Origin of the sequence: Streptomyces anulatus, from assembly GCF_000721175.1 — a bacterium.
GTDB lineage: Bacteria > Actinomycetota > Actinomycetes > Streptomycetales > Streptomycetaceae > Streptomyces > Streptomyces anulatus_C.
Window position 1 is genome coordinate 400976 of sequence record NZ_JOEZ01000007.1, and the last position, 23162, is coordinate 424137.

21 protein-coding genes are annotated in these 23162 nt (G+C 69.4%); 20 read left to right on the forward strand and 1 reads right to left on the reverse strand.

Features of this window, described 5'->3' with window-relative positions; genetic code table 11:
• The first annotated feature begins 152 nt into the window (after window positions 1–152).
• The 20 genes from rho (at window position 153) to IG90_RS0110390 (ending at window position 21044) form a co-directional block, all read left to right on the forward strand.
• Window positions 153–2204, forward strand: coding sequence for a transcription termination factor Rho (rho, locus tag IG90_RS0110295; RefSeq protein WP_030580891.1), 2052 nt, complete (start codon window positions 153–155; stop codon window positions 2202–2204).
• A gap of 334 nt (window positions 2205–2538) precedes the next feature.
• Window positions 2539–4314 (forward strand): trypsin-like serine protease, encoded by a 1776-nt coding sequence (locus tag IG90_RS0110300; protein WP_030580893.1) that lies wholly within the window; start codon window positions 2539–2541, stop codon window positions 4312–4314.
• A 274-nt stretch (window positions 4315–4588) separates the two neighbouring features.
• Entirely contained in the window at window positions 4589–5692 is a 1104-nt protein-coding gene (locus IG90_RS0110305) for an LCP family protein (protein WP_030580896.1), read from the forward strand.
• Window positions 5693–5826: 134 nt separating this feature from the next.
• Entirely contained in the window at window positions 5827–6051 is a 225-nt protein-coding gene (gene rpmE / locus IG90_RS0110310) for a 50S ribosomal protein L31 (RefSeq protein WP_015611364.1), read from the forward strand.
• Window positions 6052–6203: 152 nt separating this feature from the next.
• On the forward strand, window positions 6204–7280 hold the full coding sequence (gene prfA / locus IG90_RS0110315) for a peptide chain release factor 1 (protein WP_030580899.1): 1077 nt from the start codon (window positions 6204–6206) through the stop codon (window positions 7278–7280).
• A 46-nt stretch (window positions 7281–7326) separates the two neighbouring features.
• Window positions 7327–8172 carry a peptide chain release factor N(5)-glutamine methyltransferase gene (prmC, locus tag IG90_RS0110320; protein ID WP_003966261.1) on the forward strand — a complete coding sequence of 282 codons (846 nt, stop codon included), beginning with the start codon at window positions 7327–7329 and terminating at the stop codon, window positions 8170–8172.
• Window positions 8173–8236: 64 nt separating this feature from the next.
• The gene (locus IG90_RS0110325; RefSeq protein ID WP_006127582.1) at window positions 8237–8884 is read left to right on the forward strand and encodes an L-threonylcarbamoyladenylate synthase; all 648 of its coding nucleotides are present in this window, start codon (window positions 8237–8239) and stop codon (window positions 8882–8884) included.
• On the forward strand, window positions 8881–9522 hold the full coding sequence (locus IG90_RS0110330; protein ID WP_030580903.1) for an arsenate reductase/protein-tyrosine-phosphatase family protein: 642 nt from the start codon (window positions 8881–8883) through the stop codon (window positions 9520–9522). The genes IG90_RS0110325 and IG90_RS0110330 overlap by 4 nt, the downstream gene beginning before the upstream one ends.
• A 151-nt stretch (window positions 9523–9673) precedes the next feature.
• Window positions 9674–10960, forward strand: coding sequence for a serine hydroxymethyltransferase (locus tag IG90_RS0110335; RefSeq protein WP_030580907.1), 1287 nt, complete (start codon window positions 9674–9676; stop codon window positions 10958–10960).
• 108 nt (window positions 10961–11068) lie between these two features.
• Window positions 11069–12466, forward strand: a complete 1398-nt coding sequence (locus IG90_RS0110340; RefSeq protein ID WP_030580911.1) for an MraY family glycosyltransferase — start codon at window positions 11069–11071, stop codon at window positions 12464–12466.
• 266 nt (window positions 12467–12732) lie between these two features.
• Window positions 12733–13173 (forward strand): Cg1360 family ATP-synthase-associated protein, encoded by a 441-nt coding sequence (locus IG90_RS0110345; protein WP_030580914.1) that lies wholly within the window; start codon window positions 12733–12735, stop codon window positions 13171–13173.
• 200 nt (window positions 13174–13373) lie between these two features.
• A complete protein-coding gene (gene atpB / locus IG90_RS0110350; RefSeq protein ID WP_015611374.1) occupies window positions 13374–14207 on the forward strand; it encodes a F0F1 ATP synthase subunit A in 834 nt (277 codons plus the stop codon).
• Between the two features lie 87 nt (window positions 14208–14294).
• Window positions 14295–14525, forward strand: a complete 231-nt coding sequence (gene atpE, locus IG90_RS0110355) for an ATP synthase F0 subunit C (protein WP_015611375.1) — start codon at window positions 14295–14297, stop codon at window positions 14523–14525.
• Between the two features lie 41 nt (window positions 14526–14566).
• On the forward strand, window positions 14567–15103 hold the full coding sequence (locus IG90_RS0110360; RefSeq protein WP_015611376.1) for a F0F1 ATP synthase subunit B: 537 nt from the start codon (window positions 14567–14569) through the stop codon (window positions 15101–15103).
• Window positions 15100–15915, forward strand: a complete 816-nt coding sequence (locus IG90_RS0110365) for a F0F1 ATP synthase subunit delta (protein ID WP_030580917.1) — start codon at window positions 15100–15102, stop codon at window positions 15913–15915. The genes IG90_RS0110360 and IG90_RS0110365 overlap by 4 nt, the downstream gene beginning before the upstream one ends.
• 131 nt (window positions 15916–16046) lie before the next feature.
• A complete protein-coding gene (gene atpA, locus IG90_RS0110370; protein ID WP_030580920.1) occupies window positions 16047–17618 on the forward strand; it encodes a F0F1 ATP synthase subunit alpha in 1572 nt (523 codons plus the stop codon).
• 3 nt (window positions 17619–17621) lie between these two features.
• Entirely contained in the window at window positions 17622–18539 is a 918-nt protein-coding gene (locus IG90_RS0110375) for a F0F1 ATP synthase subunit gamma (protein WP_030580923.1), read from the forward strand.
• Window positions 18539–19981 carry a F0F1 ATP synthase subunit beta gene (gene atpD, locus IG90_RS0110380; RefSeq protein ID WP_030580926.1) on the forward strand — a complete coding sequence of 481 codons (1443 nt, stop codon included), beginning with the start codon at window positions 18539–18541 and terminating at the stop codon, window positions 19979–19981. Before IG90_RS0110375 ends, atpD begins: the two co-directional genes overlap by 1 nt.
• A 108-nt stretch (window positions 19982–20089) precedes the next feature.
• Window positions 20090–20464, forward strand: coding sequence for a F0F1 ATP synthase subunit epsilon (locus IG90_RS0110385; protein WP_030580929.1), 375 nt, complete (start codon window positions 20090–20092; stop codon window positions 20462–20464).
• A gap of 133 nt (window positions 20465–20597) precedes the next feature.
• The gene (locus IG90_RS0110390; protein ID WP_030580933.1) at window positions 20598–21044 is read left to right on the forward strand and encodes a DUF2550 domain-containing protein; all 447 of its coding nucleotides are present in this window, start codon (window positions 20598–20600) and stop codon (window positions 21042–21044) included.
• A gap of 193 nt (window positions 21045–21237) precedes the next feature.
• Here IG90_RS0110390 and IG90_RS0110395 read toward each other — a convergent pair whose 3' ends face one another.
• A complete protein-coding gene (locus IG90_RS0110395) occupies window positions 21238–23109 on the reverse strand; it encodes a glycoside hydrolase family 18 chitinase (protein ID WP_030580936.1) in 1872 nt (623 codons plus the stop codon).
• Window positions 23110–23162: the final 53 nt, after the last annotated feature.

A 23162-nucleotide genomic window follows, 5' to 3' on the forward strand; every position in this document is an offset into this window, starting at 1 on the left:
CCGGACCCCGCACGTTCATCTCTCCGCCGTACACCCGGCGGACCACCGCCCCGGCAAGGTCCGCGATCCAGCAAGATCGACAGACCGCAGTCGGACAGCACAACCGGTCGCCGAGCCAGAAGGCCGACGTCCGCTCCAGGGAAGGACCCTTCGTGAGCGACACCACCGATCTGATGGGCGTGACTGCCGACAAGAGCGTCGACAGCGCAGCGCCCGCCGAAGGTGCTGCCACTGGCACCACCGCACGGCGCCGCCGCTCCGGCACCGGCCTCGAGGGCATGGTCCTGGCCGAGCTGCAGCAGGTCGCGTCCGGCCTCGGCATCAGGGGCACTGCGCGGATGCGCAAGAGCCAGCTGATCGAGGTCATCAAGGAGGCGCAGGCGGGTGGCGGATCCGCCGCCCCCAAGGCCTCCTCCAAGGCCGCAGAGGCCCCCGCCGAGGCGGAGAGCAAGCCGAAGCGCCGCGCGACCTCCAAGGCGCGCACCGGGGACGAGGGCGCCGCTGCCGCCGCCGAGAAGGACACGGCCGCCCAGCAGCAGATCGACATCCCCGGTCAGCCGGCCAGCGACGACCAGCCCGCGGGCGAGCGTCGTCGCCGCCGTGCGACCGCGCAGGCGGGCAGCCCCGACACCAAGACCGAGGCGAAGACCGAGGTCAAGGCCAAGGCGGAGCCCCAGGCCGAGCAGAAGACCGAGGAGCGGGGCGAGCCGAAGGGCGACGCCAAGGCCGAGGCCGGTGCCGACACGGCCGAGGGCCGTCGTGGCGACCGTCGCGAGCGTGGCGACCGGGGTGAGCGTGGCGAGCGCCGTGAGCGTCAGCGCGACCGCCGCGGCAAGGGCGACGACCAGGGCCAGCAGAGCGGCGGCGGGCAGCGCCCGCAGCGCCAGGGCCAGGGTCAGGGTCAGGGTCAGGGTCAGGGCCAGCAGAACCGTGACAACGGTCCGCAGGACGACTTCGACGACGAGGCGGGCGGCCGTCGCGGCCGTCGCGGACGCTACCGCGACCGCCGGGGCCGTCGCGGGCGCGACGACTTCGCGAGCGACGTGCAGGTGGCCGACGACGACGTCCTGATCCCCGTCGCGGGCATCCTGGACATCCTCGACAACTACGCGTTCATCCGGACCTCCGGCTACCTGCCGGGGCCGAACGACGTGTACGTCTCGCTCGCCCAGGTCCGCAAGAACGGCCTGCGCAAGGGTGACCACGTCACCGGCGCGGTGCGTCAGCCCAAGGACGGCGAGCGCCGCGAGAAGTTCAACGCGCTGGTCCGCCTCGACTCGGTCAACGGCATGGCCCCCGAGTCCGGCCGCGGCCGCCCCGAGTTCCAGAAGCTGACCCCGCTCTACCCGCAGGACCGGCTCCGTCTGGAGACCGACTCCAACATCCTGACGACGCGGATCATCGACCTGGTGGCCCCGATCGGCAAGGGCCAGCGCGGGCTCATCGTGGCCCCGCCGAAGACCGGCAAGACCATGATCCTGCAGGCCATCGCCAACGCGATCACGGTCAACAGCCCCGAGTGCCACCTGATGGTCGTCCTGGTCGACGAGCGTCCGGAAGAGGTCACCGACATGCAGCGGTCGGTGAAGGGCGAGGTCATCTCCTCGACCTTCGACCGTCCCGCCGAGGACCACACCACCGTCGCCGAGCTGGCCATCGAGCGCGCCAAGCGCCTCGTCGAGCTGGGTCACGACGTGGTCGTCCTGCTCGACTCGATCACCCGCCTGGGCCGCGCGTACAACCTCGCGGCGCCGGCCTCCGGCCGCATCCTCTCCGGTGGTGTCGACTCGACCGCGCTGTACCCCCCGAAGCGCTTCTTCGGCGCCGCGCGCAACATCGAGGACGGCGGCTCGCTGACCATCCTGGCCACCGCGCTCGTCGAGACCGGCTCGCGCATGGACGAGGTGATCTTCGAGGAGTTCAAGGGCACCGGCAACATGGAGCTCAAGCTCGACCGGAAGCTCTCGGACAAGCGCATCTTCCCGGCGGTGGACGTCGACGCGTCCTCCACCCGTAAGGAAGAGATCCTGCTCGGCACCGACGAGCTGGCGGTCGTCTGGAAGCTGCGCCGGGTGCTGCACGCGCTCGACCAGCAGCAGGCGATCGAGCTCCTCCTGGACCGGATGAAGAAGACCCAGTCCAACGCGGAGTTCCTGCTCCAGATCCAGAAGACGACGCCGGGCAGCGGAAACGGCAACGACTGACCGACCGGCCACCGGCACGGTCCGTCTCCAAGGACTCCGCCCCCTCACCTCGGTGAGGGGGCGGAGTCCTTTTCCGTCGCCTCGGTTGCCTTCTCCTCTCCTTCTCCCCTCCTTCTCCACTCCTTCTCCACTTCTTTTCCGTCTCCACACATTCCTCTTCCGTTGTCGTTCACGTAATATCTGGGCCAGTTGAGGTGGGGGGCCATCGAGGCGGAACGGCAGAGGCGTGAGCCCTGCGGCGATCCGCGCTGAGCTGCGGGCAGTTCGCGCACCCCCGCCGTTTCCTTACCGGTGGGCTCTCGTGCGCCACCGGTTCCTATCCGAAGGATCACGCGTGCACATACGCACCACGGGGGGCCGGCACGCGCGCCGGCTCGGACTCGCCGTTCCGGCGGCGGCCGTCACTGTCCTCGCCCTCGTCGGCACCGCGCTGACGATGTCCACGTCGCAGGCCGGCCAACCGGCGCCCACCTTGCCGACGGCCGCACCTGAACGGCCCGTCGCCCCGCCGGAGTCGGAGCTGCGCGAACGCGTGGCGGACTCGGCCGTGGCGGACCGCGAGGTCCTCCCGCCCGCCAAGTTCGCCGGGGGCGACCAGGGCACCGCGGCCCCGATGGTCATCGGCGGCACGCAGACCTCCATCGCCGGCGCGCCGTGGATGGCGCAACTCTGGTACCACGACGACCGGGGAACCCCGGGCGACGAGACCGACGACACCGGCTTCTTCTGTGGCGGCGTCGTCATCGCGCCCACGAAGATCGCCACGGCCGCGCACTGCGTCAAGGGCTTCGACTGGAACGCGAACGGCGTGGTCGTCACCGGCAGCACCTCCACCGAGCCGAACAGCAGCGGCACCGTCTCCTGGCCCTACCGCCAGTGGAACAGCCCGCTCTACAAGGACGTGCAGGGAGCGGCCGACAACGACGTCGCGGTGCTCACCCTCTTCGACCCGGTCGCGGCCAAGCCCCTCCCGGTGATGGCGAACACGGACACGGGCCTCTACGCGCCGGGCACCCAGGCCAAGGTCTACGGCTGGGGCCGCACCACGTCCACCGACGACGCCATCTCCACGACGCTGCGTTCGGCGACGCTCCCGATCGTCTCCGACACGGCGTGCCGTGGTTCGTACGGAAGCTCCTTCGTGGCGGGCCACATGGTCTGCGCCGGCAAGACCGGCGCGAGCGACGCGGAGACCACCGGGGCCTGCAACGGTGACTCCGGCGGCCCGCTGGTGATCGGCGGCAAGCTGGCCGGCATCGTGTCATGGGGCGTCCTGGACTGTGTCGGGGAGGGCGCGTACAGCGTCTTCGCCAAGGTGAGCACCTATGTGCCCGCCATCAAGGCGCGGGCCTACGACACCAACATGAACTGGGACCACCGTGCGGACCTGATGGCCCGTAACGCGTCCAACAAGACGATGTACCAGTTCAACTCGACCGGCAGCGGCATGTCGAAGGCCACGTACAGCAGCGGCTGGGGCGATATCAACGTCCTCCTGCAGACGGACCTGAACCGGGACGACAACCAGGACCTCCTCGTCCGCGGTACGGACGGCAACCTGTACTGGCAGTGGTACAGCTCGGCGGCCGACGCGTGGCAGACCAAGCGCCTCGCCACCGGCTGGGGCACCCGCAAGCAGATCCTGGCCCCCGGAGACCTGACGAGCGACGGCCACCCCGACATCCTCTCGACCGACTCCTCCGGCGGCTTCTGGCTGTACCCGGGCAAGGGCGACGGAACCTTCGCGGCCCGGACCAAGATCGGTGGCGGTGGCCTCAACTTCAACATGGTCCGGGGCAGCGGCGACTTCACCAACGACGGCAAGGCCGACATCATCGCCCGGGGCAGCGGCGGCAAGCTGTACCTCTTCAAGGGCACCGGCAAGGCGAGCGCCCCGTTCGCGGCGAAGGTCCTCGTCCGGACCTGGGACGTGGCCACGGCCCTGGTCACCACTGGTGACTTCACCGGCGACGGCCACGCGGACATCATCGTCCGGGTGAAGAGCGGAGAGCTGTACCTCTACCCGGGCACCGGCAAGTCCGACAGCGGCATCTTCGGCGCCCGCAAGCTGCTGGGCACCGGAGCCAACAACTACAACCTCTTCGGCTGACCTCGGCCGACCGCGCGGCCCCGAGACCTTGACCACACCGGCGAGGACCGGGGAGCAGCCCGCACGACTGCTGCACCGCACACGAAACCCCAGGTGAACGCCGCCTCACGGCCCGTTCGCCCGAACGGCCTGTGGCCCCCGTCCGTCGACGGGGGCCACAGGCGCGTGTGCAACCCTTCCTGGTGCTTCGGCCGTCCCTGCCAGGAGAGGCCGACCGCGCGTGGACCACCACGGCAGGGGGCAGACCGGGCAACAGGAGTCACGAGGGAGACGCGTGAGCGAGCAGAGCAGGAGCACGGGCCGCATACGCGGTACCGGCAGCCGACGGAGGAAGCCCTCGCGCCGGCACCGTGCCAAGGTCGTCGCGGCCTGGACGGCGGCGGGCGTCGTGGTCGTCGGCGGGGCCGGGCTCGGATACGCGTACCTGGCGCTCGACGGCAACCTCTCCAGCATCGACATCGACGCCGAGCTCGGCGCCGACCGCCCCGACGACGTGGACGACGGCTCGCAGGACATCCTGGTGCTGGGCTCCGACTCGCGCTCCGGCGACAACGGGAAGTACGGCGCCGACGAGGGCGCGGCCCGCTCCGACACGGCGATGGTCGTGCACGTCGACAAGGGCCGCAAGACCGCGAGCGTCGTCTCGATACCGCGCGACACCCTGATAGAGCGCCCCGCCTGTACGAGTGACACGTCCGGCGATCCGGTCGGCGCCGAGCACCGGGCCATGTTCAACACCGCCTACGAGGTCGGCGGGCCCGCCTGCGCGGTGAAGACCGTCGAATCGATGTCCGGCATCCGCATGGACCACTACCTGGAAGTCGACTTCACCGGCTTCAAGGAACTCATCGACGAGCTCGGCGGCGTCGAGATCACCACGAAGACCGCGATCGACGACTCCAAGAGCCATCTGGACCTGGAGCCGGGCACCCACACCCTGGACGGCGAGCAGTCCCTCGGCCTCGTCCGTACCCGCAAGAGCGTCGGCGACGGCAGCGACCTGGGACGCATCCAGCTCCAGCAGGCGTTCGTCAAGGCGCTGATGGAGCAGGCGAAGAGCGTCGGGGTGTTCTCCAGCCCCAAGAAGCTGTTCGGGCTCGCGGACGCCGCCACCAAGGCGGTCACCACCGATTCCGGGCTCGGCTCGGTCAAGAAGCTCACCGGTTTCGCGGGCGGCCTCAAGGGGCTGAACGCGAAGAACGTCCACATGGTGACCCTGCCCGTGGAGTACGACCCGGCCGACCCGAACCGGGTCCTGCCCCAGGAGAAGGCCGGCCGGCAGGTCTGGGCCGCCCTCAGGAACGACCGGCCGATCCCGGCATCCGCCACCGAGAAGTCGGCCGGCGACAAGGGCGACGCCGCGAACGTCGTCGAGTAAGGGCTGTCCCGCGATTCCCGGTGGATCAGCGCGCGGCGTCAGATGCGGTGCATCGCAAGGCGGAGGGGCATCCGCATACTGGATGTATGTGGATGTGTGGACGACCCGGCGCCCTCCCGAAACTAGGAGACACCTTGAAGCGCGACATCCACCCCGAGTACGTCGAGACGCAGGTCAGCTGCACCTGCGGTGCGTCGTTCACCACCCGGAGCACCATCGACTCCGGCGCCATCCGCGCCGACGTCTGCTCCGAGTGCCACCCGTTCTACACGGGCAAGCAGAAGATCCTCGACACCGGCGGCCGCGTGGCCCGCTTCGAGGCCCGCTTCGGCAAGGCTGCCGGCTCCGCCAGCAAGTAGCGAGCCACTGCGCCGGTTCTCGGCGCCCTCTTCCCGGGGGCGTCGGAACCGGCGTTTTTTCCGGTCGGGTGTGCGGGGGAGCCCTCCGGACGCCCCACCCGGCAGTACGCCCTCCAGCAGGCCCGTAGACGTAATCAACCAGGAGCCCCCGAATGTTCGAGGCGGTCGAGGAACTGATCGGCGAGCACGCCGGTCTTGAGAAGAAGCTCGCCGACCCGTCGGTCCACGCCGACCAGGCCAACGCGCGCAAGCTGAACAAGCGCTACGCGGAGCTGACCCCGATCGTCTCCACGTACCGGGCCTGGAAGCAGACCGGCGAGGACATCGAGACCGCGCGCGAGTACGCCGCGGACGACCCCGACTTCGCCGCCGAGGTCAAGGACCTGGAGAAGGAGCGCGAAGAGCTCACCGAGAAGCTCCGCCTCCTCCTCGTCCCGCGCGACCCCAGCGACGACAAGGACGTGCTCCTGGAGATCAAGGCGGGCGCCGGCGGCGACGAGTCCGCCCTGTTCGCCGGTGACCTGCTGCGCATGTACCTGCGCTACGCCGAGCGCGTCGGCTGGAAGACCGAGATCATCGACTCCACCGAGTCCGAGCTCGGTGGCTACAAGGACGTCCAGGTCGCCGTGAAGACCAAGGGCGGCAACGGCGCCACCGAGCCCGGCCAGGGCGTCTGGGCCCGGATGAAGTACGAGGGCGGCGTGCACCGTGTGCAGCGCGTGCCCTCCACCGAGTCCCAGGGCCGTATCCACACCTCCGCCGCGGGCGTGCTCGTCACCCCCGAGGCCGAGGAGGTCGACGTCGAGATCCACGCCAACGACCTGCGGATCGACGTCTACCGCTCCTCGGGCCCCGGCGGCCAGTCCGTCAACACGACCGACTCCGCCGTCCGCATCACGCACCTGCCGACCGGCGTCGTCGCCTCCTGCCAGAACGAGAAGAGCCAGCTCCAGAACAAGGAGCAGGCCATGCGCATCCTGCGCTCCCGGCTGCTGGCCGCCGCCCAGGAAGCCGCCGAGCAGGAAGCCTCCGACGTACGCCGCAGCCAGGTCCGTACCGTCGACCGGTCCGAGAAGATCCGGACGTACAACTTCCCGGAAAACCGCATCTCGGACCACCGCGTCGGCTTCAAGGCGTACAACTTGGACCAGGTGCTCGACGGAGAGCTCGACGCCGTCATCCAGGCATGCGTCGACGCCGACTCCGCCGCCAAGCTCGCCAACGCGTAAGCGCCCCGCCCGCCCCGCACACCCGTAACCCGTACGGAGAACCGCGATGAACCTGCTGCTCGCCGAGGTGGCCCAGGCCACCCAGCGGCTGGCCGACGCCGGTGTCCCCTCACCGCGATTCGACGCCGAGGAACTCGCGGCCTTCGTCCACGGGGTGAAGCGGGGCGCGCTGCACACGGTGCCCGACACGGACTTCGACGCCCGGTACTGGGAGACGATCGCCCGCCGCGAGGCCCGCGAACCCCTCCAGCACATCACCGGCCGCGCCTTCTTCCGCTACCTGGAGCTCCAGGTCGGACCCGGCGTCTTCGTGCCCCGCCCGGAGACCGAGTCCGTCGTCGGCTGGGCCATAGACGCGGTGCGCGCGATGGACGTCGTCGAGCCCGTCGTCGTCGACCTGTGCACCGGATCGGGCGCCATCGCGCTCGCCATGGCGCAGGAGGTCCCCCGCTCCCGGGTGCACGCCGTGGAGCTGTCCGAGGACGCCCTCAGGTGGACGCGGAAGAACGCCGAGGGGTCCAGGGTCACCGTCCACCGCGGAGACGCCCTGAGCGCCCTTCCCGAGCTCGACGGCCAGGTCGACCTGGTGATCTCCAACCCGCCGTACATCCCGCTCACCGAGTGGGAGTACGTCGCCCCCGAGGCCCGCGACCACGACCCGGAGATGGCCCTGTTCTCCGGTGAGGACGGCCTCGACACCATCCGCGGCATCGAGCGCACCGCACACCGTCTGCTGCGCCCCGGCGGCCTCGTCGTCATCGAGCACGCCGACACCCAGGGCGGCCAGGTGCCGTGGATCTTCACGGAGGAGCGGGGCTGGGCGGACGCCGCCGACCACCCCGACCTGAACAAGCGGCCCCGGTTCGCCACCGCCCGCAAGGCCATGCCGTGACCGGCCCCCGGCACCACCACCCGTACCCGTACCCGTACCCGTACCCGCTCCAGGAGGCCGGCTGATGGCTCGGCGATACGACTGCAACGACGCCACCGACCGGACCACGGGCCTGCGCGAGGCCGCGTCGGCCGTCCGCCGGGGCGAACTGGTCGTGCTGCCCACCGACACCGTGTACGGGATCGGTGCGGACGCCTTCACCTCGGAGGCCGTCGCGGACCTGCTGGACGCCAAGGGCCGGGGCCGCAACATGCCCACCCCCGTCCTCATCGGCTCGCCGAACACCCTGCACGGCCTGGTCACCGACTTCTCCGAGGAGGCCTGGGAGCTCGTCGACGCCTTCTGGCCCGGCGCCCTCACCCTCGTCGCCCGGCACCAGCCCTCCCTCCAGTGGGACCTCGGCGACACCCGGGGCACCGTCGCCATCCGGATGCCGCTGCACCCGGTCGCCATCGAGCTGCTCACCGAGGTCGGCCCGATGGCCGTCTCCAGCGCCAACCTCACCGGACACCCCGCGCCGGAGGACTGCGACGCCGCCCAGGGCATGCTCGGCGACTCCGTCTCCGTCTACCTCGACGGCGGCCCGACGCCCGGCATCGTGCCGTCCTCGATCGTCGACGTCACGGGCGCCACCCCGGTCCTGCTGCGCGCCGGCGCCCTCTCCGCGGAGGAGCTGCGCAAGGTGGTCCCCGACCTCGAGGTGGCCAATTGACCGCCCCCGAGGGGCGTGGCATAGCGGGGCGGACCGACACCTTCCGCATCCTCCACGTCAGCACCGGCAACGTCTGCCGCTCGCCGATCACCGAGCGGCTGACCCGCCATGCCCTGGTGGACCGCCTCGGCGACCCGCTCAGCGGCGGCCTGATCGTGGAGAGCGCGGGCACCTGGGGCCACGAAGGCGCGCCCATGGAGGCCAACGCCGAGGTCGTCCTCGCCGACTTCGGCGCGGACGCCACCGGCTTCGTCGGCCGGGAACTCCTCGACGAGCACGTGATCCGCGCCGACCTGGTCCTCACCGCCACCCGCGACCACCGCGCCCAGGTCATCTCCATGGGCCACTCCGCGGGCCTGCGCACCTTCACGCTCAAGGAGTTCACCCGGCTGGTACGGGCCATAGACCCGGCCACCCTGCCCGACCCTCGCGACGAGGGCGTCGTCGAGCGCGCCCGCGCCCTGGTGCGCGCCGCCGCCGCGCTGCGCGGCTGGCTGCTGGCCCCGACCGCCGAGGCGGACGAGGTCTACGACCCCTACGGCGCCCCCATCACCTTCTTCCGCTCCATCGGCGACGAGATCAACCAGGCCCTCGACCCCGTCGTCACCGCGCTCACCGGCGTACGCGCCCCGAGCTGAGCGGCGTACCCACGCCGTGGTCGAGGGCCGGTGAGCCGACCGGCGTACGGGACGCCGCGACAGCGGGCACGGCGCCCGGCCCCGGCCTACATTTGGAGCTGACACCGGCACTCCTCGCCGGCGCACCCACCTCCTGGCCCGGAGCCGTCCCATGCCGGTCACCTCTCCCGTCGCACCCGCACCCGCAGCCGTGTCGCCCGCGCCCGACGCCCTGCCCCAGGACTTCGGCGCCCTGCTCCGCCAGGACCCGGAGATCGCCGGGGTCCTGCTCGCCGAGAGCGGCCGGCAGGCCACCACCCTCCAGCTGATCGCCGCCGAGAACTTCCAGTCACCCGCGGTCCTCGCGGCCCTCGGCTCCCCGCTCGCCAACAAGTACGCCGAGGGGTACCCGGACGCCCGCCACCACGCCGGCTGCGAGCACGCGGACGCCGCCGAACGTATCGCGGTCCGCCGGGCCACCGCCCTCTTCGGCGCCGAACACGCCAACGTCCAGCCGCACTCCGGCTCCTCGGCCGTCCTCGCCGCGTACGCCGCGCTGCTGCGCCCCGGCGACACCGTGCTCGCGATGGGACTGCCGTACGGGGGACACCTCACCCACGGGGCGCCGGGCAACTTCTCCGGCCGCTGGTTCGACTTCGTCGGCTACGAGGTTGACCCGGACACCGGGCTCATCGACTACACCCGGCTCCGCGCCCTGGCCCGCGCCCGCCGCCCCAAGGCCATCGTCTGCGGATCGATCTCCTACCCCCGCCACCCCGACTACGAGCTGTTCCGGGAGATCGCCGACGAGGTCGGGGCGTATCTGATCGCGGACGCCGCCCACCCGATGGGGCTGATCGCCGGGGGAGCGGCGCCGAGCCCGGTCCCGTACGCCGACGTGGTCTGCGCCACCACACACAAGGTGCTGCGCGGCCCGCGCGGCGGCATGATCCTGTGCGGCGCGGAGCTGGCCGAGCGGATCGACCGGGCGGTGTTCCCGTTCACCCAGGGCGGGGCGCAGATGCACACGGTGGCGGCGAAGGCGGTCGCGTTCGGGGAGGCGGAGACACCGGCGTACACGCTCTACGCCCACCAGGTCGTCGCCCACGCCCGGGTGCTCGCCGCCGGCCTGGAGGCCGAGGGGTTCGAGGTGACCACGGGAGGCACGGACACCCACATCATCGTCGCGGACCCGGCCCCGCTCGGCGTCGACGGCCGTACCGCCCGGATGCGGCTGTCGGCCGCCGGCATGGTCCTGGACACCTGCGCACTGCCGTACGGGGACGCCCGGGGCATCCGCCTGGGCACCGCCGCCGTCACCACGCAGGGGATGGACGACGGGGACATGGCCCGGATCGCGGCCCTGTTCGGAGCGGCCGTACGGCAGCCGGGCGACGTGAGCCCGATCGCGGCGGAGGTCCGTGAACTGACCGCGCGCAATCCGCCGTATCCGGGGTAGTGGACTCCGCCGTATCCGGGGCAGGCGAACCCTGTGCAACCATCACCCGTACCGTGGAGTCCTTGTTCCAGAGACTAGGGTGTGGGTTTTGGATGGCCGGCGAGTTCTGTGGGGCAGCCCGTGCGTGATTACCTGCTGACGCTCTGTGTCACGGCAGCGGTGACCTATCTGCTGACCGGACCGGTGCGAAAGTTCGCCATCGCGGTCGGGGCGATGCCCGCGATCCGCGCGCGCGACGTCCACCGGGAGCCGACCCCCCGGCTCGGTGGGATCGCCATGTTCGGCGGACTGTGCGCGGGACTGATCGTCGCCGACCACCTGTACAACCTGAAGAGCGTCTTCGAACTCTCCAACGAGCCGCGGGCGTTGCTCTCCGGCGCCGCCCTGATCTGGCTGATCGGCGTCCTCGACGACAAGTTCGAGATCGACGCCCTGATCAAGCTCGGCGGCCAGATGATCGCCGCCGCCGTCATGGTCATCCAGGGGCTCACGATCCTGTGGCTGCCGATCCCCGGCATCGGCACGGTCGCCCTCACCCAGTGGCAGGGCACGCTGCTCACGGTGGCGCTGGTCGTCATCACGATCAACGCGGTCAACTTCGTCGACGGCCTGGACGGGCTCGCGGCGGGCATGGTGTGCATCGCGTCGACGGCGTTCTTCCTGTACGCGTACCGCCTCTGGATGGGGTACGGGATCGAGGCCGCGGCCCCCGCGACGCTGTTCGCGGCGATCCTGATGGGCATGTGCCTCGGCTTCCTGCCGCACAACATGCACCCGGCGCGGATCTTCATGGGCGACTCGGGCTCGATGCTGATCGGCCTGGTGCTGGCGGCGGGCGCGATCTCGATCACCGGCCAGGTCGACCCGGACAACATGAAGATCTTCTTCGCGGGCAGCGAGCGCGGGGCCACCCACGCGATGCTCCCGGTCTTCATCCCGCTGGTGCTGCCGCTGACGATCATCGCGATCCCGGCCGCCGACCTGATCCTCGCCATCGTCCGTCGCACCTGGAACGGCCAGTCCCCGTTCGCCGCCGACCGGGGCCACCTGCACCACCGGCTGCTGGAGATCGGGCACTCGCACAGCCGGGCCGTGCTGATCATGTACTTCTGGTCGGCGCTCATCGCCTTCGGCGCCGTCGGCTACTCGGTGCACTCGGCGTCGATGTGGATCGTGTTCGCCATCATGGCGTCGAGCGCGGTGGGCCTCGTCCTGCTGCTGATGCCGCGCTTCACCCCGCGCGCCCCGCACTGGGCCAACCGCTTCGTCCCGCCGCGCTACCGCCACCGGGCGGCGCAGCAGGCTCCCTCTTCCCCGTCCTCCTACGGCGAGCAGCCGGCGCTCGCGGCCTCCGGGGCCCAACAGGGCCCGGCAGACGCTCAGATGGGCGAGGAGACCGCCGAACGGGCTCCCGTGGCGGTCGGAGTGTCCGGCGTCAACGGCGCTACCGCGATCGGCGCTCGTTCGCGGTTCCCGGATCGCCGCTCCGTCGACTCCTCGCGCTGACGATTCGGAACCCGCGGCGCATTACCAGACATTGCGCCGCCTTGTCGTGCACACACGCGCGGGGTAGCTCTCATGTGTGACAGTTGGCACACTTTCCAGGTAAAGACCTCATCAAATAGTTTGTGATACCGTTCACGAGACCCGGTGACGGAGCCGAAGGACCTTAGTGAGACGGTCCATTGGCCCGAAATTCCGCCTCGCGGACCGGGCCTACGCTCGTCCATGACGACGCCCCATTCCTCCCCAAGACCAGTGGAGCTGCCGCCATGCAGTCCGACATGCGCGAAGTACTGCGCATCGCCACCCCCACCGCCGCGGTGGGAGCCATCGCCACGCTTGTGGGCGGGCTGCTCGCCGGCGGCGAGGGGGCGATCGGTGCTGTGGTCGGATGTCTGGTGGTCATCCTGTTCATGGCCCTCGGGCAGCTGGCGCTGCAGTGGGTCGCCAAGTCGATGCCCCAGCTCTTCCAGGGCATGGGGCTATTGGTCTACTCGGTGCAGCTGGTGATCCTGCTCGGCTTCATCATGGCCATCAGGAACACCACTCTCTTCGATCTCCAGGTCTTCGCCCTCACGCTGGTCGTCTCGGTGATCACATGGATCATCACGCAGACCGTGCTGCATGCCAGGAGCAAGACCCTGTACGTCGATCCGGAGGCGGATAGCCGGAACACCCCGGGCGGAACCGAGGGGAAGCATGACCAGTAGGGCCGGGATAAAGCCCTGTTCGACGTGCTGCTATCGTCCGGTCTCGGTTGCGGTACTGCGGGCGCGGACAACACGGCTGTCGCCTGATTCATCGCGAGGCTTCGGGCCCGGCCGCCGCCTCCTCACCGTAAGAACCAGTCCGGTGCCGACCTGCGGCTGCCAGCCGCTCCGATACAACGAGGTAGCCGTATCCATGCGCCATGCAGAAGGAGCTCCTGGTGACTGCTGACGCCCAGACGCTCGCCTTCGAGGTTGACTGCCACCTGTTCCAGGGCTCGTGCGGATTCCCAGCCCCGAGCGCGTGGTCGTTCATCTTCGACCCGATCTTCAGTATCGGTCCGGTCGACTTCAACAAGCCGATGCTGCTGGCGATCATCGGAACGATCGTCATCGTGAGCCTGTTCTGGGCCGGCTTCTCCAAGCCCAAGGTCGTTCCCGGCAAGCTGCAGTCGGTCGCCGAGATCCTTTACGACTTCGTGCACCGAGGCATCGCCAAGGAGATCATCGGCAAGAAGGGCGAGCCCTTCGTCCCGCTGCTGGTGTCGCTGTTCTTCTTCATCTGGGTGATGAACCTCTGGGCGATCATCCCGCTCGCACAGTTCCCGGTGACCTCGCTCATCGCCTACCCGGTCGGACTGGCCCTGCTCGTCTGGGTCGTCTACATGTCGGTGACCTTCCGGAACAACGGCTTCGTCGGCGGTATCCGCAACCTGTGCGTGCCGAGCGGCCTGCCCAAGCCGATCTACGTGATCCTGACGCCGATCGAGTTCGTCTCGAACATCTTCGTGCGCCCCTTCACGCTGGCGGTCCGGCTTTTCGCGAACATGTTCGCGGGTCACATTCTCATCCTGGTCTTCACGATCGCGACCTGGTACATGCTGGGCACCGTTCTCGGCACCGTGTACGCCACCGCGTCGTTCGCCGTGACACTGGCCCTGACCGTCTTCGAGATGTTCATCCAGGCGCTCCAGGCCTATGTGTTCACCGTGCTGACCGCCACGTACTTGTCCCAGGCGCTCGAAGAAGCGCACTGAGGACATCCGGGCCAACGCCCGGACACCCCCCAGTCGTCCGGTGGATGCAATCTCCACCGGCCAATCAAGAGAAGGAATCACAGATCAATGTCTGAGACTCTCGCAGCCGTCACGGGCAACATCGGCACCATCGGCTACGGCCTCGCGGCGATCGGCCCCGGCGTCGGCATCGGCATCATCTTCGGTAACGGTGTGCAGGCCATCGCCCGCCAGCCCGAGGCGGCCGGCATCATCCGCCAGAACATGCTGCTCGGCTTCGCGGTCATCGAGGCCCTGGCGCTGATCGGCTTCGTCGCGCCCTTCATCTACCCGAAGTAGTCCAGGCGACCTGACGATACGTTTTCGACGAAAGGTCCACCATGTTGCATCTGGCAGCTGAGGAGCCGCAGTCACCGCTGTTTCCGGTCTGGCCCGAGATTGTCATCGGCCTGATCTGCTTCAGCATTGTCTTCTTCGTCTTCTACAAGAAGCTCCTCCCGGCCATCAACAAGGCCCTGGACGAGCGTCGCGAGGCGATCGAGGGTGGCATCGAGAAGGCCGAAGCGGCTCAGACCGAGGCCCAGAGCGTTCTTGAGCAGTACAAGGCTCAGCTCGCCGAGGCTCGTCACGAGGCCGCCCGCCTGCGCCAGGAGGCGCAGGAGCAGGGTGCCGTCATCATCCAGGAGATGAAGGCGGAAGGTCAGCGGCAGCGCGAAGAGATCATCGCCGCCGGCCACACCCAGATCGAGGCCGACCGCAAGGCCGCTGCCTCGGCGCTGCGTCAGGACGTGGGCAAGCTCGCCACCGACCTGGCCGGCAAGCTCGTCGGCGAGTCCCTCCAGGACCACGCCCGGCAGAGCGGCACCGTCGACCGTTTCCTCGACGAGCTCGAGGCGAAGGCCGAGGCTGCCCGATGAACGGCGCGAGCCGCGAAGCACTGGCTGCCGCACGCGAGCGTCTCGACGCGCTGACCGACAACACGTCGGTCGACGCGGCGAAGCTCGCCGAGGAGCTGGCATCGGTCACCGCGCTGCTCCACCGCGAAGTATCCCTGCGCCGGGTCCTCACGGACCCGGCCCAGAGCGGCGAGAGCAAGGCCGAGCTGGCCGCGCGCCTGCTCGGCGGTCAGGTCGGCGGCGAAGCCATCGACCTGGTCTCCGGACTGGTCCGGTCCCGCTGGTCGCAGTCGCGTGACCTGGTGGACTCGGTCGAGGAGCTGGCGAACACCGCAGACCTCACCGCGGCCCAGCGCGGCGGGAACCTCGACGACGTCGAGGACGAGCTGTTCCGGTTCGGCCGGATCGTCGGCTCCGACCAGGAGCTGCGTGCCGCGCTCACCAGCCGTACGGCCACGGCGTCCGCCAAGGGCGAGCTGCTGCGCAGCCTGCTCGGCGGCAAGGCGCAGCCGGTCACCGAGCGGATCATCGTCCGCCTCGTGACCCAGCCCCGTGGACGTAGCCTGGAAGCTGGGCTGGACTCGCTGTCCAAGCTCGCCGCGGAGCGCCGGGACCGCATGGTCGCCGTCGTCACCTCGGCGGTGCCGCTCAGCGACCGGCAGAAGCAGCGCCTCGGCGACGCCCTGGCGAAGCTCTACGGCCGGCAGATGCACCTGAACCTGGACGTGGACCCCGCGGTCCTCGGCGGGATCTCGGTGCGCGTCGGTGACGAGATCATCAACGGCACCGTCGCGGAGCGCCTCGAAGAGGCGACCCGACGCATGGCCGGCTGACCTCAGCGCAAAAGAACAAGCTAGACCAGCGGCCCGGTTGGGCCGTGCAGAAATTGCAGAAGATTCCTGGGGGTCGGCCCCCAGACCCCCTTAAGAAACTTCGGGCCCAACAAGGAGAGCAGGGAACCCAGATGGCGGAGCTCACGATCCGGCCGGAGGAGATCCGGGACGCACTGGATAACTTTGTCCAGTCGTACCAGCCGGACGCGGCCTCGCGCGAGGAGGTCGGTACGGTCAGCGTTGCCGGTGACGGCATCGCGAAGGTGGAGGGTCTTCCCTCCGCCATGGCGAACGAGCTGCTGAAGTTCGAGGACGGCACCCTCGGTCTCGCCCTCAACCTCGAGGAGCGCGAGATCGGTGCGATCGTCCTCGGCGAGTTCAGCGGTATCGAGGAGGGCCAGCCGGTGCAGCGCACCGGTGAGGTGCTCTCCGTCGGCGTCGGCGAGGGTTACCTCGGCCGCGTCGTCGACCCGCTCGGCAACCCGATCGACGGTCTCGGCGAGATCGCGACCGACAGCCGCCGCGCCCTCGAGCTGCAGGCCCCTGGCGTCATGGTCCGCAAGTCGGTGCACGAGCCGATGCAGACCGGCTACAAGGCCGTCGACGCCATGGTGCCGATCGGCCGAGGCCAGCGTCAGCTGATCATCGGCGACCGTCAGACGGGTAAGACCGCTCTGGCCGTCGACACGATCATCAACCAGCGCGACAACTGGCGCTCGGGCGACGTGAACAAGCAGGTCCGCTGCATCTACGTCGCCATCGGTCAGAAGGGTTCCACCATCGCCTCCGTGCGTGGTGCGCTCGAAGAGGCCGGTGCGCTGGAGTACACGACCATCGTCGCCGCCCCGGCGTCCGACCCGGCCGGCTTCAAGTACCTGGCGCCGTACACCGGTTCGGCCATCGGCCAGCACTGGATGTACCAGGGCAAGCACGTCCTGATCATCTTCGACGACCTCTCGAAGCAGGCCGACGCCTACCGCGCCGTGTCCCTGCTGCTGCGCCGCCCGCCGGGCCGCGAGGCCTACCCGGGTGACGTCTTCTACCTGCACTCGCGTCTGCTGGAGCGCTGCGCCAAGCTCTCCGACGAGATGGGCGCCGGTTCGATGACGGGCCTCCCGATCGTCGAGACCAAGGCGAACGACGTGTCGGCGTTCATCCCGACCAACGTCATCTCCATCACCGACGGCCAGTGCTTCCTGGAGTCCGACCTGTTCAACGCGGGTCAGCGTCCGGCGCTCAACGTCGGTATCTCGGTCTCCCGAGTCGGTGGCTCCGCCCAGCACAAGGCCATGAAGCAGGTCTCCGGCCGGCTTCGCGTGGACCTCGCCCAGTACCGCGAGCTGGAGGCGTTCGCCGCCTTCGGTTCCGACCTGGACGCGGCCTCGAAGGCCTCGCTGGAGCGCGGTAAGCGCATGGTCGAGCTGCTGAAGCAGCCGCAGTACGCCCCGTTCCCGATGGAGGAGCAGGTCGTCTCGGTCTGGGCCGGCACCACGGGCAAGATGGACGACGTCCCGGTCGAGGACATCCGTCGCTTCGAAGCTGAGCTGCTGGAGTTCCTGCGCCGCGAGCGCAAGGACCTCCTGACCAGCATCGCCGAGGGCGGCAAGATGTCCGACGACACGCTGCAGTCGATCGCCGACGCGATCGCCGCCTTCAAGCAGCAGTTCGAGACCTCGGACGGCAAGCTCCTGGGCGAGGGCTGATCGATGGGCGCTCAGCTTCGCGTTTACAAGCGCCGCATCCAAGCCGTCACCGCGACCAAGAAGATCACCAAGGCGATGGAGATGATCGCCGCCTCGCGCATCGTCAAGGCGCAGCGCAAGGTGGCGGCGTCCAAGCCGTACGCGACCGAGCTCACCCGTGCGGTGACCGCGGTGGCGACCGGCTCCAACGCCAAGCACCCGCTCACCACCGAGGTCGAAGCCCCGACCCGGGCCGCGGTCCTGCTCGTCACGAGCGACCGCGGACTGGCCGGCGGCTACTCCTCCAACGCCATCAAGGCCGCGGAGCGACTGCGGGAGCGCCTTGCCTCCGAAGGCAAGGAGGTCGACACGTACATCGTCGGCCGCAAGGGTGTCGCGTACTACGGCTTCCGCGAGCGCAAGGTCGAGGACTCCTGGACCGGCTTCACCGACAACCCGGCGTACGCCGATGCCAAGCGCATCGCAGCCCCGTTGATCGCGGCCATCCAGAAGGACTCGGCCGAGGGCGGCGTCGACGAGCTGCACATCGTCTTCACGGAATTCGTGTCGATGATGACGCAGAACGCGGTCGACGACCGGATGCTGCCGCTTTCGCTCGACGAGGTGGCGGAGGAGAGCGCCCGCAAGGGTGAGATCCTTCCGCTGTTCGACTTCGAGCCGTCGGCCGAGGACGTCCTCGACGCCCTTCTGCCGCGCTACGTCGAGAGCCGTATCTACAACGCACTGCTGCAGGCAGCAGCTTCCGAGCACGCTGCCCGCCGCCGCGCGATGAAGTCGGCCACCGACAACGCCGGGGACCTCATCAAGAGCCTGTCCCGGCTTGCCAACGCGGCCCGCCAGGCCGAAATCACCCAGGAAATCAGCGAGATCGTCGGCGGTGCCAGTGCTCTGGCCGACGCGACCGCGGGGAGTGACAAGTAATGACGACCACTGTTGAGACGGCCGCTGCCACGGGCCGCGTCGCCCGGGTCATCGGCCCGGTCGTCGACGTGGAGTTCCCCGTCGACGCGATGCCGGAGATCTACAACGCCCTCCACGTCGAGGTCGCGGACCCCGCCGAGGACGGCGCCCGCAAGACGCTGACCCTGGAAGTCGCCCAGCACCTGGGTGACGGCGTGGTCCGTGCGATCTCGATGCAGCCCACCGACGGCCTGGTCCGCCAGGCCGCGGTGACCGACACGGGCGCGGGCATCACCGTCCCCGTCGGTGACATCACCAAGGGCAAGGTGTTCAACACCCTCGGTCAGATCCTGAACGAGCCGGAGGCCGAGGCGCAGATCACCGAGCGCTGGCCGATCCACCGCAAGGCCCCGGCCTTCGACCAGCTCGAGTCGAAGACCGAGATGTTCGAGACCGGCCTGAAGGTCGTCGACCTGCTGACCCCGTACGTCAAGGGCGGCAAGATCGGTCTGTTCGGTGGTGCGGGCGTCGGCAAGACGGTCCTCATCCAGGAAATGATCATGCGTGTGGCGAAGCTGCACGACGGTGTGTCGGTGTTCGCCGGTGTCGGTGAGCGCACCCGTGAGGGCAACGACCTCATCGACGAGATGACCGAGTCGGGCGTTCTGGAGAAGACCGCGCTCGTCTTCGGCCAGATGGACGAGCCGCCGGGGACGCGTCTGCGCGTGGCCCTGTCCGCCCTGACCATGGCGGAGTACTTCCGCGATGTGCAGAAGCAGGACGTGCTGCTCTTCATCGACAACATCTTCCGCTTCACGCAGGCCGGCTCCGAGGTCTCCACGCTGCTCGGCCGCATGCCGTCCGCGGTGGGTTACCAGCCGACCCTGGCCGACGAGATGGGTGTGCTCCAGGAGCGCATCACCTCGACGCGTGGTCACTCGATCACCTCGATGCAGGCGATCTACGTCCCCGCGGACGACCTGACCGACCCGGCCCCGGCCACCACGTTCGCCCACCTCGACGCGACGACGGTTCTCTCCCGTCCGATCTCCGAGAAGGGCATCTACCCGGCCGTGGACCCGCTGGACTCCACGTCCCGCATCCTGGACCCGCGCTACATCTCCCAGGACCACTACGCCGCGGCCAGCCGCGTCAAGGGGATCCTGCAGAAGTACAAGGACCTCCAGGACATCATCGCGATCCTCGGTATCGACGAGCTGGGCGAGGAGGACAAGCTCGTCGTCCACCGTGCCCGTCGCGTCGAGCGCTTCCTGTCGCAGAACACCCACGCCGCCAAGCAGTTCACCGGCCTGGATGGTTCGGACGTCCCGCTCGACGAGTCGATCGCCGCGTTCAACGCGATCTGCGACGGGGACTACGACCACTTCCCCGAGCAGGCGTTCTTCATGTGCGGTGGCCTGGACGACCTCAAGGCCAAGGCCAAGGAGCTCGGCGTCTCCTGAGCCTCCGGCTCACCGAGGGGGGTGGGTGTGTCCCGCCCCCCTCACCACGCCCCGTAGAATTGACCCAACACCCGGCCGGGCGGCCGGGTGGTGACCCGAGGAGTCTCCTTGGCTGCTGAGCTGCATGTCGAGCTGGTCGCCGCGGACCGCAGTGTCTGGTCCGGCGAGGCCACGCTGGTCGTCGCGCGCACCACGTCCGGCGACATCGGCATCATGCCCGGTCACCAGCCGCTTCTCGGTGTGCTGGAATCGGGCCCGGTGACGATCCGCACGAGCGAGGGCGGCACCGTGATCGCCGCCGTGCACGGTGGATTCATCTCGTTCGCGGACAACAAGCTGTCGCTGCTGGCCGAGATCGTCGAGCTGGCGGACGAGATCGATGTCCAGCGCGCCGAGCGTGCGCTGGAGCGCGCGAAGGCGGAGACGGACGCCGCTGCCGAGCGGCGCGCCGAGATCCGTCTGCGTGCGGTGGCGGTGCGCTAGCACCCCCACTGACAGACGTTCTTACTCAGCCGCGGCCCGAGCTGGAGCAATCCAGCCGTGTCGCGGCTGAGGCGATGCAGGTGCAATACGGTTTCGGTGTTCGTTACTCGACGATGCGAGGAGGTCGGTGGAGATGGTCCTCGCGTTGTGGGTGGGCGCGTCCGTCGTCGTCACGGTCCTGTTGGGACTGTTCGTCTTCGGCCTGCGCCGACGGCTGATCCAGCGGTCCGGAGGGACCTTCGACTGCAGTCTGCGCTGGGACGTGTCGGAGGAACCCGATGCGCTCGGCAAAGGCTGGGTGTACGGGGTCGCCCGCTACAGCGGTGACCGCGTCGACTGGTTCCGGGTCTTCTCCTACGCTCCTCGCCCCCGTCGGGGCCTGGAGCGTTCTGCGATCGAGGTGATCGCCCGCCGGCTGCCGGAGGGCGAGGAGGAACTGGCGCTCCTGTCCGACTCCGTCGTGCTCGGCTGTCTCCACCGGGGGACGCGCCTGGAGCTGGCGATGAGCGAGGACGCCCTGACCGGCTTCCTCGCCTGGCTGGAGGCGGCGCCGCCCGGCCAGCGGGTCAATGTCGCTTAGGGAGCAGCCCCGCTGGAAGGGGGTCCCCCCGGACGAAGCCCGGGGGAGGGTGAACGTCGCGTAGCCAAGCGGGTGAACGTCGCGTAGCCGCATACGTACACAGCGAAAAACCGGGGAGACGGGGGGCGGACCCGTCTCCCCGGTGTTTTCCGGGGTGGTGCGTGCCGTTACGGCGTGGGGAGCACCGTGGTGGCTACCGGAGGCCGCTGTCGATCGCGCTCACCAGTTCGCCGTTGGTGGTGTCACCGGAGAACTCCCAGAAGAACGCGCCTCCCAGGCCCTGGTTCTTCGCCCAGGTCATCTTCGAGCCGATGGTGGCCGGGGTGTCGTAGCTCCACCAGTTGGTGCCGCAGTGGGCGTACGCGGTGCCGGCGATGGTTCCGGTGGACGGGCAGGTGCTCTTGAGGACCTTGTAGTCCTCGATGCCCGCCTCGTACGTACCCGAGGCCGCGCCGGTCGCCGTGCCGCCGGGGGCGGACTGGGTGACGCCGGTCCAGCCGCGGCCGTAGAAGCCGATGCCGAGGAGCAGCTTCTTGGCCGGGACGCCCTGGGCCTTCAGCTTGGCGATGGCGTCGGCGGAGGTGAAGCCCTGCTGCGGGATGCCGGTGTACGGGTTCAGCGGCGAGTGCGGGGCCGTCGGGCCCTTGGCCGCCCAGGCGCCGAAGAAGTCGTACGTCATCACGTTGTACCAGTCCATGGACTGGGCGGCGCCCGCGTAGTCGGTGGCGTCGATCTTGCCGCCGGCCGAGGCGTCCGCGGTGATGGCGGCGGTGACCAGGTTGTTCGCACCGAACTTCGCGCGGGTGGCGTCGGAGAGCTTCTTCAGCGCACCCGGACCGCTGGTGTCACAGGTCAGGCCACAGGCGTTGGGGTACTCCCAGTCGAGGTCGATGCCGTCGAAGACATCGGCCCAGCGGGGGTCCTCGACCAGGTCGTAGCAGGACTGGGCGAACGCGGCGGGGTTCTGCGCGGCCTGGGGGAAGCCGCCGGACCAGGTCCAGCCGCCGAAGGACCAGAGGACCTTGATGTGCGGGTACTTGGCCTTCAGCTTGCGCAGCTGGTTGAAGTTGCCGCGCAGCGGCTGGTCCCAGGTGTCGGCGACGCCGTCGACGGACTGGTCGGCGGTGTACGCCTTGTCGTAGTCGGCGTAGGAGTCGCCGATGGTGCACTTGCCGTTCTGCACGTTGCCGAAGGCGTAGTTGATGTGCGTGATCTTGGCGGCCGAACCGGACGTCACCAGGTTCTTGACGTGGTAGTTGCGCCCGTAGACGCCCCAGTTGGTGAAGTAGCCCAGGTTGATCTTGTCGCCGACGGGCGGCTCGCCGCCGCCACCGGTGGTGCGCACGGAGACGGAGCCGGAGACCGGGCCGGTCTGGTCGGCGGTGTCCCGGGCCTGCACGGCGTAGGAGTAGTCGGTGCCGGCGGTCAGGCCCGTGTTGGTGTACGTGGTGCCGGTGACCGTGGCGACCTTCGCGCCGTCCCGCAGGACGTCGTAGTTCTTGACGCCGTTGTCGTCCGTCGCGGCGCTCCAGCTGAGCTTCACCGAGGTGTCGGTGACATTGCTGGTGGTGGGGGTGCCGGGCGCGGAGGGCGGGTTGTCGCCCGGCACGCTGCCGCCGTCACAGGAGGCGCCGTTCAGCTTGCAGCCCGTGGGGGAGCCGGAGCCGGTGCCGTTGAAGCCGAAGCTGACGCTGGCGCCGGGGGCCACGGTCCCGTTCCAGGAGAGGTTCTTGGCGGTCCAGTGGTTGCCGCTGCTGGTGACGGTGGCGTCCCAGGCGGAGCCGGCCGCGGTGCCGGAGGGGAAGTCCCACTCGATGGTCCAGGAGGAGAGCGCGGTGGTGCCGGTGTTCTTCACCGTCCACTGGCCCTCGAAGCCGCTGCCCCAGTCCGACTTCTTGGTGTACGTGGCGGTGGCCGACGCGGCTGCCGACGCGGGGGAGGCGAGTCCCACCATCGCGGCCAGCGGCACGACCAGTGCGGTCAGGCCCGCGACGACCTTGGATCTGCCGCTCCGGGCGGGGATCCATCTGAATCTGGAACGGGGTCGGGGGGTGTCAGTGCTCAACGGTGCTCCTCGGGTGAGGTCCAACAAACGGGGGTGATCCGTGGACTGCAAAC

Excerpts from the sequence above, each read along its gene's own strand:
- atpD (WP_030580926.1), top strand. The coding sequence starts at position 18,539 with ATGACGACCACTGTTGAGACGGCCGCTGCCACGGGCCGCGTCGCCCGG.
- atpA (WP_030580920.1), top strand. The coding sequence starts at position 16,047 with ATGGCGGAGCTCACGATCCGGCCGGAGGAGATCCGGGACGCACTGGAT.
- IG90_RS0110325 (WP_006127582.1), top strand. The coding sequence starts at position 8,237 with ATGGCTCGGCGATACGACTGCAACGACGCCACCGACCGGACCACGGGC.
- prmC (WP_003966261.1), top strand. The coding sequence starts at position 7,327 with ATGAACCTGCTGCTCGCCGAGGTGGCCCAGGCCACCCAGCGGCTGGCC.
- IG90_RS0110335 (WP_030580907.1), top strand. The coding sequence starts at position 9,674 with ATGCCGGTCACCTCTCCCGTCGCACCCGCACCCGCAGCCGTGTCGCCC.
- prfA (WP_030580899.1), top strand. The coding sequence starts at position 6,204 with ATGTTCGAGGCGGTCGAGGAACTGATCGGCGAGCACGCCGGTCTTGAG.
- IG90_RS0110345 (WP_030580914.1), top strand. The coding sequence starts at position 12,733 with ATGCAGTCCGACATGCGCGAAGTACTGCGCATCGCCACCCCCACCGCC.
- IG90_RS0110360 (WP_015611376.1), top strand. The coding sequence starts at position 14,567 with ATGTTGCATCTGGCAGCTGAGGAGCCGCAGTCACCGCTGTTTCCGGTC.
- atpB (WP_015611374.1), top strand. The coding sequence starts at position 13,374 with ATGCAGAAGGAGCTCCTGGTGACTGCTGACGCCCAGACGCTCGCCTTC.
- atpE (WP_015611375.1), top strand. The coding sequence starts at position 14,295 with ATGTCTGAGACTCTCGCAGCCGTCACGGGCAACATCGGCACCATCGGC.
- IG90_RS0110375 (WP_030580923.1), top strand. The coding sequence starts at position 17,622 with ATGGGCGCTCAGCTTCGCGTTTACAAGCGCCGCATCCAAGCCGTCACC.
- IG90_RS0110390 (WP_030580933.1), top strand. The coding sequence starts at position 20,598 with ATGGTCCTCGCGTTGTGGGTGGGCGCGTCCGTCGTCGTCACGGTCCTG.
- IG90_RS0110365 (WP_030580917.1), top strand. The coding sequence starts at position 15,100 with ATGAACGGCGCGAGCCGCGAAGCACTGGCTGCCGCACGCGAGCGTCTC.